The sequence below is a fragment of the Ruegeria sp. C11 genome (assembly GCF_056537725.1).
The window spans coordinates 259,945-274,931 of sequence record NZ_JBQFSB010000001.1; the positions used below are offsets into that span (position 1 = coordinate 259,945).

General features: G+C 57.4%; 14 protein-coding genes. 7 read left to right on the top strand and 7 right to left on the bottom strand.

The window, feature by feature from the left end; genetic code table 11:
* Positions 1–56: 56 nt before the first annotated feature.
* The 3 genes from ACR0NA_RS01350 to ACR0NA_RS01360 are packed head-to-tail and all read right to left on the bottom strand — an operon-like array spanning position 57 to position 3,550.
* Complete coding sequence (locus tag ACR0NA_RS01350; RefSeq protein WP_480725441.1) at positions 57–332, bottom strand: hypothetical protein; 276 nt, start codon at positions 330–332, stop codon at positions 57–59.
* On the bottom strand, positions 316–3,111 hold the full coding sequence (locus ACR0NA_RS01355) for a [protein-PII] uridylyltransferase family protein (RefSeq protein WP_480725445.1): 2,796 nt from the start codon (positions 3,109–3,111) through the stop codon (positions 316–318). Before ACR0NA_RS01355 ends, ACR0NA_RS01350 begins: the two co-directional genes overlap by 17 nt.
* A gap of 49 nt (positions 3,112–3,160) precedes the next feature.
* Entirely contained in the window at positions 3,161–3,550 is a 390-nt protein-coding gene (locus tag ACR0NA_RS01360) for a DUF4440 domain-containing protein (RefSeq protein ID WP_480725447.1), read from the bottom strand.
* Between the two features lie 395 nt (positions 3,551–3,945).
* On the opposite strand from ACR0NA_RS01360, the gene ACR0NA_RS01365 reads away from it, so the two are divergent.
* The 5 genes from ACR0NA_RS01365 to ACR0NA_RS01385 all read left to right on the top strand — a co-directional run bounded on the left by ACR0NA_RS01365 (position 3,946) and on the right by ACR0NA_RS01385 (position 7,052).
* Complete coding sequence (locus ACR0NA_RS01365) at positions 3,946–4,623, top strand: SOS response-associated peptidase (protein WP_480725449.1); 678 nt, start codon at positions 3,946–3,948, stop codon at positions 4,621–4,623.
* Between the two features lie 208 nt (positions 4,624–4,831).
* Positions 4,832–5,257 (top strand): DUF2852 domain-containing protein, encoded by a 426-nt coding sequence (locus ACR0NA_RS01370; protein WP_170652049.1) that lies wholly within the window; start codon positions 4,832–4,834, stop codon positions 5,255–5,257.
* A 66-nt stretch (positions 5,258–5,323) separates the two neighbouring features.
* A complete protein-coding gene (locus ACR0NA_RS01375) occupies positions 5,324–5,761 on the top strand; it encodes an RDD family protein (RefSeq protein WP_480449842.1) in 438 nt (145 codons plus the stop codon).
* A gap of 70 nt (positions 5,762–5,831) precedes the next feature.
* Positions 5,832–6,656, top strand: coding sequence for an arginyltransferase (locus ACR0NA_RS01380; RefSeq protein WP_480725452.1), 825 nt, complete (start codon positions 5,832–5,834; stop codon positions 6,654–6,656).
* Positions 6,657–6,662: 6 nt separating this feature from the next.
* On the top strand, positions 6,663–7,052 hold the full coding sequence (locus tag ACR0NA_RS01385) for a VOC family protein (RefSeq protein ID WP_480725454.1): 390 nt from the start codon (positions 6,663–6,665) through the stop codon (positions 7,050–7,052).
* Positions 7,053–7,191: 139 nt separating this feature from the next.
* On the opposite strand, the gene ACR0NA_RS01390 is transcribed toward ACR0NA_RS01385, so the two are convergent.
* The 3 genes from ACR0NA_RS01390 to ACR0NA_RS01400 all read right to left on the bottom strand — a co-directional run bounded on the left by ACR0NA_RS01390 (position 7,192) and on the right by ACR0NA_RS01400 (position 11,692).
* On the bottom strand, positions 7,192–9,546 hold the full coding sequence (locus ACR0NA_RS01390; RefSeq protein WP_480725457.1) for a TRAP transporter large permease: 2,355 nt from the start codon (positions 9,544–9,546) through the stop codon (positions 7,192–7,194).
* A gap of 17 nt (positions 9,547–9,563) precedes the next feature.
* Positions 9,564–10,490: a TRAP transporter small permease subunit gene (locus ACR0NA_RS01395; protein ID WP_170652039.1), complete on the bottom strand. Its 927-nt coding sequence runs from the start codon at positions 10,488–10,490 to the stop codon at positions 9,564–9,566.
* Positions 10,491–10,609: 119 nt separating this feature from the next.
* Entirely contained in the window at positions 10,610–11,692 is a 1,083-nt protein-coding gene (locus tag ACR0NA_RS01400) for a TRAP transporter substrate-binding protein (protein ID WP_170652037.1), read from the bottom strand.
* 267 nt (positions 11,693–11,959) lie between these two features.
* On the opposite strand from ACR0NA_RS01400, the gene ACR0NA_RS01405 reads away from it, so the two are divergent.
* Both ACR0NA_RS01405 and ACR0NA_RS01410 read left to right on the top strand, forming a co-directional pair.
* Complete coding sequence (locus ACR0NA_RS01405; RefSeq protein WP_480725462.1) at positions 11,960–13,375, top strand: cache domain-containing protein; 1,416 nt, start codon at positions 11,960–11,962, stop codon at positions 13,373–13,375.
* The gene (locus ACR0NA_RS01410) at positions 13,375–14,019 is read left to right on the top strand and encodes a response regulator transcription factor (RefSeq protein ID WP_170652033.1); all 645 of its coding nucleotides are present in this window, start codon (positions 13,375–13,377) and stop codon (positions 14,017–14,019) included. Before ACR0NA_RS01405 ends, ACR0NA_RS01410 begins: the two co-directional genes overlap by 1 nt.
* A gap of 79 nt (positions 14,020–14,098) precedes the next feature.
* On the opposite strand, the gene ACR0NA_RS01415 is transcribed toward ACR0NA_RS01410, so the two are convergent.
* Positions 14,099–14,944: a HalD/BesD family halogenase gene (locus ACR0NA_RS01415; protein ID WP_480725464.1), complete on the bottom strand. Its 846-nt coding sequence runs from the start codon at positions 14,942–14,944 to the stop codon at positions 14,099–14,101.
* Positions 14,945–14,987 lie beyond the last annotated feature (43 nt).

Consider the following 14,987-nt stretch of genomic DNA (forward strand, 5'->3'; position numbering starts at 1 on the left):
GCCGCTCTCATAGTCCTGATGCAGCCGATGCGAAACCCCCTGCTTGGGTCACGCTACTAACTACGCGGGCGCGACCGCCATCCACCCCGACGTTTTGGGGCCTTGGCCGATTGCATTCCATCACTCAGAACCTGCGTCATCGGATGGTCCGGCGCCTCTGCGGAATAGGCCAGATGCAGATCCTTCAGGGCAGAGGACTGATCCCGGTCATCCGGCAGGCTGAGCGCCCAGTCCAGAAAAATGCTGCGGCACTCGGGTGGGCCGATACCTTCGATGCGATAGGCCTCGCGGATCAACCCTTTGGGATCGTTGGGATCATTGCTGCGCGCCATTTCTGCCCTCCTCAACCGCTGCCTCAATCAGTGAGGCCGCCGTGGTATAATTGTCCTGCAGCGCAACTTGAAGCTCTTCGATACGTTCGAAACCGGTGGCCCTGCACAAAAAGGCCGCCCCCCCATCGCCGATCTTGTCCGCCTCGATCACCTTGCCGGACAAAAGCCGTGCCGCGCTTTGCACAGACCAACATAGATCATAGCAGTCTTTGAGGGTTTGAGCCTGTGCGACGTCAAACAGCCCGGCTGCGACTGCACCATCCAGACCGGAATGGACGTCACGTTCGGGTCGGCCAGCCAACAGGGCTCCGGTTTCGGCGATCAATTCGATGTCCAGCAAGCGGCCAGAGCCGGTTTTGGCATCCCAAACCCCTGCCGGTGATTTTGCGGCGGCCAGACGGTCGCGCATCTCGGCCACTTCGCGCAGAACCTTATGCTTGTCCCGCGTGCGCGAAAGGAAGCTGACTCGGAACTCTTCGATATCCGATGCAAGCCCCTCATCCCCGGCGACCACATGCGCCCGCGTCAGGGCCAGATGTTCCCAAACCCAGGCTTCTTCCTGCTGGTAATGGGTAAAGCTGGCCCAGCTGGTTGCAACTGGCCCCTGATTACCGGACGGGCGAAGCCGCATATCGACTTCGTACAGCCGCCCCTGAGACATAGGCGCCGAAAGCGCTGTGATCAGGGCTTGGGTGAATCGTGCATAGTAGGTTCGTGTTGCAAGCGGGCGTGGACCGTCCGACATATCCTGATCCAGCGGATCATAAATCACGATCATGTCCAGATCGGACTGCGAGTTGATCCGCCCGGCCCCGAGCGATCCCATTCCCAGAACCGCGGCCCCGCGACCAGGCATTGGCCCGTGTTTGCGAGCAAATTGGGCAACCACACAGGGCAGAACAGCAGCAATAACGGCCTGTGCAAGCTCGGCATATTGTCTGCCGGCCTCGGCCCCGTCGATAAGCCCGCGCAAGTGGTGCACACCGATGCGAAAGTGCCATTCCTTGCACCAGCGCCGGGCCATATCCAGCTGGGTTTCGTAGTCCTGTTCCGCGGCAAGTGCCTCGGACAACTCGGACTGCAAGGTCACCTGCCCCGGCCAATCGGCAAAAAATCCACCGCCGATCACTGCATCAAAGACGGACGAGTTGCGTGACAAATGTGCCGCCAATGCGTGCGAGGTTCCCACGATGTCGACCAGCAGGTCGATAAGTTGCGTGTTGGCCTCGAACAGTGAAAACAGCTGCACCCCCGCAGGCAACCCCGCAAGGAAGCCATCAAGGGCCAGCAATGCCTCGTCTGGCTTTGCGGTTTTTGCCAGCCTGGACAGCAACTCTGGTTTCAGACGCTCGAATATCCGCGCGCCACGCTGCGAACGCAGGGCCGGATATGTTGGCCAACGCGCAAGAACGCTTGCATCAAAGGTTACCTCTTGCGCTGGAACGGGTGTCGGCCCCGGACCGGGGGCAAAAAAGCCTTCTGTCAGCTCATGAACTTCGGTCAAACGATGCTTGAGATCGGTTATCAGCTTTTCCCGGTCGGTGCCCATCAAACACGCGATCCGTTCGATCCCGTCTTCGGACTGTGGAACCTTGTGCGTCTGCGCGTCGTGCACCATCTGAATACGGTGTTCGACCTCGCGATGAGCGCGGTAATGATCGGTCAGCTTTGATGCAACGTCTTCCGGCACCCACCCCTTTCCGGCCAGCGCTGCCAGCCCTTCCACGGTCCCCCGGACGCGCAGATCAGGGTCGCGGCCTCCTGCGATCAACTGGCGGGTCTGGGTAAAGAACTCGATCTCACGTATCCCGCCCTGCCCCAGCTTCATGTCGTGGCCCGGTATCGACAACGCCCCGCCGGTTCCCTTGTTCTCGCGAATGCGCAGACGCATGTCATGAGCATCCTGAATGGCCGCGAAGTCCAGATGCCGACGCCATACGAACGGGCGCAGCGCCTCAAGAAAACGCGCCCCGGCCGCAAGGTCACCCGCGCAGGGGCGTGCCTTGATATAGGCGGCACGTTCCCATGTTCGCCCAAGACTTTCATAGTAACGTTCCGCCGCTTCTGTCGCCAGGCAGACCGGTGTTACAGCCGGATCGGGGCGCAGCCGCAGATCAGTGCGGAATACATAACCATCAGCCGTTTTGTCGCTTAGCGTTGCGCAGAAATTGCGCGTCGCCCGCACCATGCCCTGCCGCGCTTCGTAAAAGTCATCGGGGTCGAACCGGGTCTCGTCGAACAGCACGATCAAATCGATGTCCGAGCTGTAGTTCAACTCATGCGCGCCCATCTTGCCCATGGCAAGGATCACCATGCCGCCCGCAGTATCGACATCTTCTTCGGTCAAACCGGGCAACTTGCGGCGCCGGATCAGGTTCGCAATCTCGGATTTGGCTGCCACATCCGCCGCTAAGGCACCGAAATCCGTCAGGATCGCTGTCACTTTCTCCAGCGGCCATGCACCCGCCAGATCCGCCAATGCCGTCAGCAATGCGATCCGACGTTTGGCCTGACGCAGCCCCGGTTTCAATTGATCCGGCGGCAACACCCGGGCCGCTTCCATAACGGCCGCCATGGCCAGGTCCGACTGCGCCAAAGCTTCGGGCAGCCACGCCGCCTCGTGCTCGATCAGACCTTTGAGGTATGGGCTTGATCCAGCTGCACCAGCTATCAGCTCACCCTGCTCGGGTGTCAGATTCGGGACCAATTTGCGCGCATCTTCACCCAGCGAGACATCAAAGGGGCGCGGCAGTCGGGAAATGGCAAGAGATCCGGTCATGCCCGCAGGTTGTGCATTGCCAGACTGCAACGTCAATGGGGCAAACCTGTCATCCTTCGGTAACAGGTGTATCCTGACTGAAGGTATTTAGCCAATGCTCTCCGCGTCGTTCCCAAAGCGAGGAAATGAGCATGGTTTCCCACTCACTCGCACCCGGGCGCAGATAGTCCGCCCGGTAAGACAATAGTACGACATCCGCGGACAGAACCCTTAGTTTTGTCTCGCTTAACCGGAATTCGGCCATTGTAGGCGCGTCGGCAAACTGCCCTACATGTTCGTCCCTGTTGGCGAACCCGCTGGGGTAGACACCCAGAAAATCAGGGCTAAGCAAGGCACGATCGGTGGTCGCATCCCCTTCGACCAGCGCCCTCCACACCCGCTTTTCAAGCTTGAGGATTTCGTCGTTTGACGGGGCGGTTTTGTAGTCACTGACGTCCATTGTCGTTTGACACCTATTGTTACAGTAACCCTGAACAGGCCGGATGATGTAGGAAGCACGCAGTCGGGTGTTTACGATAAGGCTTCAACGGAAACTCCTGCGATTCGAGCCTCATTCAACCTATTGCGTTTCAAATGGCCTTTAAACCGGCGTTATCGGGAATATCGGAATATCTATGGGTCCGAACAATACAAATCCCGGAACAATCAGATCATTGAGGAAACTACAGCAGAGTTTGCTTGAAGACCTCGCGCCGTCTTTTGGCTACAACGCTATATGCGATGGGCAGGGCGTCCTTTCCAGCAACATGGCAAATCGCCAAAGTGCGTTCCATTTGTCTGTTAATGTTCTGCCTGCTTCTTGTTCAACCACCCCAATCTGCATAGGCTTTGTTCATGTGTGGAAAGTATGCAGCCGGACACCTGACACAGCGCGAGATGCTGGCGATTTTGGAGTATTTTCTGGACGGGAAAATCTCTCCTCATCTGCCCAATCCCCCTCCTTCAGGAGGATACAATGTTTCGCCCACCAATCAGGTCAGTATGGTCCGCTGGGATGGCAATAGCGCCGAGCTTACATCCGCCCGCTGGCAAATCAGAGACCCTCGTAGCAAGAAGCCCCTGATCAACTCCAAAATCGAGAACGTTGAATTTTGGCGTGACTACTGGGACAACGGTCGCTGCCTCATCCCTGCAATTGGTTATTATGAATGGCCAAAGAATCAGGGCCACGATTGCCCTGTGTTCGTAACAGTAAAGCGCAATTCCCCTACGATGTTCTTTGCGGGATTCTATCGGACGAAGGACGGCAGCCACAGTTGCAGCATTATGACCCGCAAGCCCAGTTCGCAGATCTCTCACATCCACAGCCGGATGCCGGTCATTTTGACGCCGGAAGAGATAGAAAATTGGCTAAAAGGCGTCACAACCCCAACGGAAGCGCAGGAAACACTTGGAACGAAATACGAAGGCCGGTTCGAGTATCATACTGTAAAGCCGATCAAATCGGGTGCCGAAGGTCAGGAATTGCTGGAACAATATACACCACCTGTTCAGACTAAATTCGAATTCTGAACTGGCTGGCTGCAAACATCGGCATCAGATTCAAAAAGAATCCCCAGCGCGCTACTTTCGGGAAAAATGCACCAGATCCCCGCCAGCTCTGGTCAAAGCTGCGCCACTCCACAATGTAAATCTTTTTCACATTACCCCTTGCAACCTGAAACCACGCGCCCCATCTAGATCAATGTGAAAGGCATTTACATCAACCTGGAGAAACCCAATGACCGCACTGTCCGAACCTGCCACTCCTGCAAATCCGGGATGGCTTTATCGTTCCGAAGCCTGGCTTGACAGCAAGGGCAAAGGCGCATGGATCGCCGCGATGGTCCTCGGCTTTGTATTCTTCTGGCCCGTTGGTCTGGCCCTTCTTGCCTATATGATCTGGAGCAAACGTATGTTCAGCAAGTCCTGCAGCCGCCGCAAATCCTGGCAAAGCCACATGAGCGCTATGAAGCCATCCGGCAACAGCGCATTTGACGCCTACAAGTCGGATACTCTGGCCCGGCTAGAGCGCGAACAACAGGAGTTCGAAGCGTTCCTGCGCCGTCTGCGTGAAGCCAAGGACAAGGCCGAATTCGACGAATTCATGGAAGAGCGTGCGCGTGCGAACCACGAAGATGAAGGTGAGCGCAAAGACGACGCCTGATAAACAGTCGCCCTGCCCCGTCTCCGGTGCAGGGCATCTCCCAAATACAGAACCGGACTATCTGACATGAGGCATTTGCCCGACCCCGATCGCCAGCCCGAATTCTACCAGTCTGTCGCGTTCAAACGCTTCTTCGCCTGGATTTTCGATGTCGCGTTCATCTCATTGCTCTGTGTGGTGGCCGTCATCATGACCGTAGGACTGGGCCTGTTTTTCGTAGCCCTCATCTATATGGTGGTCAGTTTCACCTATCGCGTAGTTACCATTGCCAATGGCTCGGCAACGCTTGGCATGCGGTTCATGGGGATCGAACTCCGCGACGCCTTTGGTGCTCGCATGGACACTGGCAAGGCCATCGCTCACACTGCCGGGTATTTTATCAGCATGGCGTTTCCCGTCATTCAGGTGGTCTCGGTGATCATGATGATGACCAGCGCGCGATGCCAGGGGCTGACAGACGCCTTCCTTGGTACCGTCATGTTAAATCAACGCGCTATAGCCTGAATCGGCATTTGAATCACTTGGCGGGTCCCGAAACCGTTGTTATCATCCTGACAGGAAACACGGGATCTGCATGCGACACACGCTGCCAATAGCGCCACAATTCTATGTGACGGCCCCACAGCCCTGCCCCTATCTTGAGGGCCGGATGGAAAGAAAGCTGTTCACGGCACTACAGGGCGAAGGCGCGGAACGACTGAACAACTCTTTGTCGCAACAAGGGTTTCGCCGATCTCAGAATGTTCTCTACCGCCCGTCCTGCGCAGATTGCGCGGCGTGCCTGTCCGCCCGGATTGACGTGTCCAAATTCCGCCCCACCAAAAGCCAGAAACGCGCAGCCAGACGCAACGCATATCTGGAACGGCGCGCAACATCGCCTTGGGCCACCGATGATCAGTTCGAATTGTTCCGTCGCTATCTGGATGTCCGCCACGCTGACGGAGGAATGGCGGATATGGACGTGTTCGAGTTCGCTGCAATGATCGAAGAAACACCAATCCGCAGTCGCGTCGTGGAGTATTCCGACACCCGCACCGGCGACCTGATCGCCGTCAGTCTGACCGATGTGCTCGAGGACGGCTTGAGCATGGTTTATTCCTTCTACGACCCGCTACAGCCGCAGAATTCACTCGGCACCTACATGATCCTAGACCACATCGACATCGCGCGCGAGGCCGGACTGCCATACGTCTATCTGGGTTACTGGGTGCCCGGCAGCCCAAAAATGGGTTACAAGGCAAAGTTCGCCGGGCTCGAAGTCTACATGAACAACAGCTGGCAAAGCGTCCCGAATCCCGAAAGGTTTTCCCGCACCTCCAGCCACCCGCTCTCGACGGCACCAATTGCCGAGCAGGTCGCCAACATACAACTCCCAGACAGACACCCAACCAAAGGCTGACCCCATATGCAGCAAAGCCTTCACGCCGTCACTCTGGTGGTGCCGGACTATGACGACGCGATCTCGTTCTATGTCGGGACACTGAATTTCTCACTGGATCAGGATCTGGACCTTGGCGGCGGTAAACGCTGGGTCCGCGTGACACCGCCGGGGTCAAGCAATGGCTCGTTGATCCTGGCACTGGCTGACGGCTCGGATCAGCAGGCAGCCATCGGCAATCAAACCGGAGGGCGCGTAGGGTTTTTCCTGTCCACCGACGATTTCGCCCGCGATCATTCTGCGATGCTGGCCAAGGGTGTTCAGTTCGAAGAAGAACCGCGCCACGAGCCCTATGGCACAGTCGCAGTCTGGCGCGACCCTTTCGGTAACCGCTGGGATTTGATCCAGTTTACCTGAAACCCTTCCTCGGACTCAAAATATCCCAGGGATGAATTGGCCATCAGGTCAATAAGAGGCAGCGCCCTTTCACGCCCAAACGGAATAAGCAAAGGGGGCCATCCGGCCCCCTTTTCAATTTGATATTAGCGATCCCAAATCAGTTCGGAATCAACTCGGGAACGATCGTCACGATTGTCGGGAACAACCACAGGATCGCGATCCCGACCACCTGAATGATCACGAAAGGAATGATCCCGCGATAGATATGCCCGGTCGTGACCTCTTTGGGTGCCACACCGCGCAGATAGAACAGCGCAAACCCGAACGGTGGTGTCAGGAACGAGGTCTGCAGGTTCACCGCAACCATGATCGTCACCCATTTCGGATCGAACGACCCGCCATAGATCACCGGGCCCACGATGGGGATCACGATGTAGATGATCTCGAGGAAATCCAGCACGAAGCCAAGGACAAAAAGCACCAGCATCACGATCAGGAAGACCGTGAACTCGTTGTCAAAGCTTTTCAGGAATTGCTGGATGTAATGCTCGCCTCCGAACGAGATCACCACCAGGTTCAATAGCTGCGACCCGATCAGAATGGTAAAGACCATCGACGTGACCTTGGCGGTTTCACGTACGACCGGTGTCAGAACACCGCTTGCAAACAGCACCCAGCACCCGAAGATCAGCCCGAACAAAGCGTACAGATATGTGGCATAGGCCAGTACGAACGCGATCCACGTTTCGACCGTGACGCCGCCCTGATTGATCCGCAGGTCAAAGTTCACCCCGATCAGCAAGCAGATGATGATAGCGAACGTAGACCAGATGATGACCTTGCCCGAGCGCCCCTGATCCTGAAGCTTGCGATACGCTGCCAGCATGATGGCCCCACCTGCCCCAAGCGCCGCTGCAGGCGTCGGATTGGTGATACCGCCCAGGATCGACCCCAGAACGGCAATGATCAGTACCAGTGGCGGAAAGACGACACGGATCAGATCATTCGTTGCACAACGGGCTGCGGCTTCCCTGCAGCCATAAAGCGCCAGCAGGGCCGGCAATGCCAGGATAACGAACGTAGCACCCGAGGATGTCAGCGGTGTCAACAGCAGAATGTCGGCCAGCAGGATCAGCAACAATCCAATACCGCCCAAGATAAGCGGTTGCGGCGAACGCGAGGGGGCGATGCCACGGCCAAGAACCAGCGTCAGACCCAGCAGCACGACAAAGACTGCAACGCCTGTGCCAATCGGTGCGGCTCCGGCAATCTTTGCCTCACGGGCTGCCGTGATTTCTTCCTCGCTAAGTCTTTGCGATTGCGAAACTCCACCCGCCGCGTCGATCTGTTCCTGCTCGGCTACCGCCTGATCCCAGGCCGTCTGACCGTGCAGTTCGATCATGGACGCCTGACATTCAGCGGATACATTCGTGCGCAGGGATGCCCCTTCGGAAATGTCCGAGAACCCCGAAACCGAGACGTCCTGACTGCCGATCAGACCGACACTGCCCATCAGAACTGCGCCAACGATCAGACCCACGGGCGCAGCCAGCAACCATGTCAGTCCCTCGGCGCGGGTGATTGGCTCACCACTGCCGCCGGACATGGCAACAGCCGGGGCCTTATCCGGGTTCAGCATCGCATAGCCAAATGCGTAAAGCGCATAAAGCAGCGCCAGCATGATCCCCGGCAACAGCGCTGCCTGAAACAGTGTACCCACGGACACAACCGCAGGCTCACCCAGATAGGTCAGCGCATCCGAACACCCGGCCTCGACCGCGCGGGTTTCCTGCGCCGTCGAATACAGATCGCCCGCAAGCGTTCCCAGCAGAACGATAACGATGGACGGAGGAATGATCTGCCCCAGCGTACCTGACGCAGCAATGACTCCGGTCGCCAGTTCCGGTGAGTAGTTGTTGCGCAACATCGTCGGCAAGGCCAACAGACCCATCGTGACAACCGTCGCACCCACGATCCCAGTCGATGCCGCGAGGAACGCTCCCACGACCACGATTGAAACAGCCAGACCACCCGGCAGCGGGCCAAATACCCGCGCCATTGTCGTCAGCAGATCATTGGCGATCTTGGACCGTTCCAACGTGATGCCCATCAGAACAAACATCAGAACCGCCAAAAGCGTCTCGATGGATTGCCCCGCCAGCACCCGTTCGTTCATACGGTTCACGATGAACGATACGTTGCGGTCCAGCGCGGTTTCCCATCCCGACACGAATACCGGTTCCGCTATCCTGGGCAAATCCGGGTATCGGAACACGGATATGACATCTGGTTTGACGCCCGAATTCACAACGTCCCGATAGGCCTGAGAACTCGTGTCAATCGCCTGATGTATAAGCAGCCCGGCGCTATCCAGTGCAGCGATAATCCCGAACGAGATGATCCCGGCACCGCCGATGGCGAAAGCCACCGGGAACCCGGATAGGATACCGCCGAAAAGGCAGAAAAATACGATAATGAGGCCGATTTCGACGCCATCAAGTCCGAATAGCATTGTCTTGGTCTCCGTCCTTAATGTGCGCCTTCATAGGCTTCTTCGCCCTCGCCAAGGCTGTCCTTGTCGAGGTATTTACCGGCACTTTCGGGCCCTTCCACATATTCCAGATACGACCGGTACAGGAACGCAATCGCGTGCAGGAACACCATACCGGCGAAGGCCACCAGCAGGATCTTGAATAGGAAGTAGCCGTTAAAGCCGTTGGGGCTGAACCCGATGGTTTCGACGTTCCAGCGCAATGCGCGGGACTTCATAACCAGCCGGTCCAGGGTATCGCTTGCGGATGGTTTCGGCACAATCAGGTGCCGCCACATGAAGTACCAACCATACATCCATGTCAGCACAGCCATGGGCATCATGAAGAACACCGACCCCAGCATGTCGACCACCCGTTTGCCCCGGTGGCTGAGCCCCGCATAGATCAGGTCGACGCGAACATGGCCGCCCTGAACAAAGGTGTAGGTGACGCACAGGCAAACGACCATGGCATTGTACAGCTTCAGTTCTTCGGCATACCAGCTGATGTCCATTTGGAACGGAATACCCAGACCAAATGCCATATCGGGCCGCGCAAAAACGCGCTGCATGAAAACGATGACGATTTGCTGGATCACCATCAACAGGCCCGCCCATGCGAAAAAGCGGCCGGTGGTGTTGGCAAATCCTTCCAGCCCGCGGACCATGCCCCACATGAAATTCCGATAGTAAAGGCCGATGGCCGTCAGAACCAGAAACAGGGTGAAGACCACAAAGAAGAACTCGACCGATCCGCCATAGTAGACAAAGCGCATGATCGCCTCTTTGTCCGACCAGTTCAGCCAGAGCTGCGGATGCGTGATGGCGTATCCGAAATTATAGAAGGCCTCGGCGATGTTCTGAACGAACCAGATCAGTCCGTTCCATAGGGCGCCGAAGAAGGAGATACCGTTATCGTCCTGCATTTTGTCCCCGGTTCGTCAGTTGCTATGCTTATGTTAGCGGACTTTTCCAATCCGTGCATGTGCAACAGGAAAAGCTCCCCCGCGGTTGCGGGGGAACCAAAGTGCTACAAGATCGGCGATCAGCCGCGAACGCGGTCGCGCTGTCCGGTGTAAACACCCGACGACATGTTCAGCCAAGCAGACGACGCGGCCATCGATTCCATGGCGCTGTCGTTGATCTTCTTGAACAGCTCGTCGCCCATGTTCTCGTCCAGAACTTCCTGGCTGGCCTTGCCGAACGCATCCCAGACGCTGTCCGGGAATTCCAGAACCTTGACGCCGCCCGCCTGCAGACGCTGCAGGGCTGCACCGTTGTTGGCAAGGAACTGTGCCAGGTTCCACTGGTGGCATTCGCCAGCCGCGATCTCGATGATCTTCTGCTGAGCAGGTGTCAGGCTTTCGAATACTTCTCGGTTGGTCGCCAGCGACAGACCCGCACCCGGCTCGTGGAAGCCAGCGGTGTAGTAGGTCTTGGTGATTTCCTGGAAGCCAGCCTTTTCGTCGGCCCACGGACCGATCCACTCTGTTCCGTCGATCGCGCCGGACGACAGCGCCTGATACACTTCCGAACCCGGAATGTTCTGAACCGACGCGCCCAGTTTGCCCAGCGCCTTGCCGCCCAGACCCGGCATACGGAACTTCAGACCGTTGAAGTCTTCGGGTCCATTGATCTCTTTCGAGTACCAGCCGCCAGCCTGCGCACCGGTGTTACCGGCCAGGAACGACTTCAGGCCAAAGATCTGACCCAGTTCGTCATGCAGTTCGGCACCGCCGGCATGATAGTACCAGTTGACCATTTCCTGCGCGGTCATGCCGAACGGAACAGCAGTGAAGAAGGCATAGCCCGGGTGCTGACCAACAAAGTAGTAGTCGGCCGCGTGATACATATCCGCCTGGCCCGACGACACCGCGTCAAACACTTCGAACGCGCCAACCAGTTCGCCTGCGGCCTTGATATCAACGGTCAGGTTGCCGTCCGACATGGTGGTGATGCTGTCGGCGCAACGCTGTGCGCTGTCGAACACCCCGGCCAGACCACGACCCCAGGACGTAACCATGGTCAGCGTGCGCTTACCCTGCGCATACGCCGGAGCGGCCAGCGAGGTCGCCGCAGCAGCCGAGCCGCCGATTGCGGATGTTTTCAAAAATGAACGACGATCCATGTGAGTGATCCTCCCCTACACAATTCTATTGCCCGGATGTGCTCCGGGTCAGTCGTTTCCAGTGCGCGCCAGCCTAATGACGGAGTCGTGAATGTGAATACCAAGTACTGCGTAGACGGATCGGTTTTTTGACAGAAACGAATGAACCACGTCCATTTTTCCCGGACTTACGATGCGACACTCACGTGGAATGGTCGCCGTGATCTATTCCTTTTGCAATTTCGTCCCGGCTTGCGTAACGATTCGGACATGCGTCCACTCCGCGATATGATTTCACTCACATACGCCCAGAAGCTGTCGCTTGTGGCTGCTATTCCGCTGGTGGCCGCTGTGGCTGCCATCGCTGTAATGGTGACCTACGAAGCCCGCGCCACTGCTGACCGCGAAATCAAGGCGCTGGAGCGCAGACTGATCGAAGCCAAGAAAGAAGAGTTACGAAACTACGTAACCCAGGCCCGCAACGGATTTGCCTATATTTATGGGCGCGCCGCGCCAGATGATGAGATCGCCAAGAACCTTGTCACGCAAATCCTTTCGGCGATGATCTATGGCAAGGATGGGTTCTTTTTTGTCTACGACTATGACGGCACCAACCTTGTCAGCCCCCGCCAGACCGAATTCATCAACCGCAACTGGGAAGGATTGACCGACAGCAACGGCACCCCGGTCGTGGATGAGTTTCTTCGTCTGGCACGGCAAGGCGCAGGCTGGCATAGCTTCATGTGGCAAAAGCCCTCGACCGGGGATGAGGCGATGATGATTGCCTATGTGGTGGGTTTGCAGGATTGGCGATGGGCGGTCGGGACGGGCGTTTTCATCGACGACATCGTGGCCACCGTGGCCAATGCCCGCGCCGAGGTCGAGGCGCGGGTGCGGCGTACGTTCCTTTATATCGGCGGCATCGTTCTGGCCGCGCTGCTAATCGTGTTCGTTTCGGGAATGCTATTGAATTTCCGCGAGCGCCGGCTGGCCGACGCCAAACTCAAGGAACTGACCCAGCGCGTATTTGATGCGCAGGAAGAAGAGCGGGGCCGCGTTGCCCGTGAACTGCATGACGGCATCAGCCAGATTCTGGTTGGCGTACGCTATGCGCTGGACAATGCCCGCCGCAGGCTGCAGCGCGGGGATGATGGTGGTGCGCGTGACCCTCTGGACAAGGGGATCGACAATCTGGGCTCGGCCATCACCGAGGTGCGCCGCATCAGCCGCGATCTGCGCCCCGGCGTTCTGGACGATCTGGGACTGGGTCCTGCGTTGAAGGCGCTGACCGACGATTTTCGCGAACGCACCGGGATCGAAACCGAATTCACTACCGTCGTATTCCGCAACCGGCTGGATCAAGACGCCAAGATCGCACTCTACCGCATCGCACAAGAGGCGCTGACGAATATCGAGCGCCACTCTGGCGCCACCCGTGTCACGATCGATCTTCGCGGCCACAAAAGGGGTGCAACCATGCGGATCACCGATAACGGCCGCGGGTTACGCCGAAGGCTGGGAGAAATCACTCCGGGGATCGGTCTGCGCAACATGCAGGAAAGGATCGAACAGCTTGACGGATCGCTGCGCATTCTGTCATCACGCGGCGCGCAAAGTGGTACGGTAATCGAGGCCAGCCTGCCGCTAAGCCGCCTTCTGCCGCCGCAGGAAGATGCCACACCCAAAGGAAAGGCCGGTTCATGATGTCCGATACGGTTCGTGTCCTTATCGTTGATGACCACCCGATGGTGGCCGAGGGTATTCAGTCGATACTGGAAAGCTATGATGACATCCGGGTCGTCGGAACCCTTGGCACCGGTCAGGAAGCGGTGGATCAGGTCGAGGCGCTGCGCCCGGACGTCATTCTGATGGATCTGAACATGCCCGGCCTTGGCGGCCTTAGCGCGACAGAGATCATCCTTGAACGTCTGCCCGACACGCGCATCCTGATTTTGTCAATGCACGACAGTCCCGAATATATCTCGACCGCGCTCAGCCATGGCGCCAAAGGTTATGTGCTCAAGGACGTTCCAACCGAGGAAATCAAACAGGCCATCGATGCGGTGATGCAGGGCGAGCGGTACCTGTGCACGGGGGCCAGCGGATCACTTGAACCCAAAGGCGACAGCACACGCGAGGCATTGACGGGCCGCGAACAGACGATCCTGCTGCAACTGGCACAGGGCAAATCAAACAAGGAAGTGGCGAATGCGCTCGATATCTCGGTGCGTACCGTCGAAACCCACCGCAAGAACATCAAGCGGAAGCTAGGCATCTCTTCGACGGCCGGTCTGACCCGCTATGCGATGGAACACGGAATGCTTCAGGGAACCGGCGTTGGGTTCTGATCCGCCCATTCGTTTAGCGTTCAACAGCGAGACCTTCGCCGGCACTTCACAGCAACGGTCAGTGACGGGCTGATGCGGCTCAATCCAACAGTTGATCACCCCGCAACCCTTCACGCTCATAATGACGTGGCAGCACGCGACCATAAAGCTGCTTGGTTCTCTCGACCCCGCCACACATGCCTTCGGTCTCAACAAACGAGAAAATACCAACATAGCGCTTTTGGGCACCGGAAACCGGCTTGACCCGGTGCAGTGCGTAGCGGCCCTTGAAAATCTGCAGATCGCCGGGATTCAGGGTCAACTGGCGCACCTTTGCCATGCTTCCCTGCAGGATCGAGGTCACCCCAGGAAAATTCTCGTCCTCGGAACTGCGCAGGTTTGAGGCATATTCGAACTCTCCCCCCTCCTCTCCGTTTTGGATAGCCAGTGTCACGGTGAAGTTGTTGGTATCAAAATGCCAGGGAAACCCCTGCCCCTCTTCCACGACATTGATAATGACATCCGCCAACGGGTCATCATATCGAAAGAACCGGTCTTCGGGTTCATCCAGCGCGGTGCGGATGAATGGCATGAAGCCTTCGTATTCATAGATTCGCCGCAACGGACTGGACTTCGGGAAATTGTCTGCGGGAACAAAGGCATTTGAACGGTCAAAGAACTGGCGCACCGGATGGGATGGCGCAAGTGTCGGATTATCTTTGCTGAAATATGCGTTGGTCCGGTTGAAGGAGCGGTGCGCCTTGGACGCGACAGCGTCGGCTTCTTTGACCAGCTGCGCGACACCTGTTTCATGCACGAAACCGGGCAATACGGCACAACCATCATCTTCTAGTTCGCGTCTCAGGTCAGCGATCAGCCTGTCATAGGCCGGCGAACCTGGCCTGTCGATTGGATAACGCCCCAAATCAATAAGGTCCTGCATCATAATCCGCACTCCATATTCAACCAATCTCGGATCAGCGTGGACT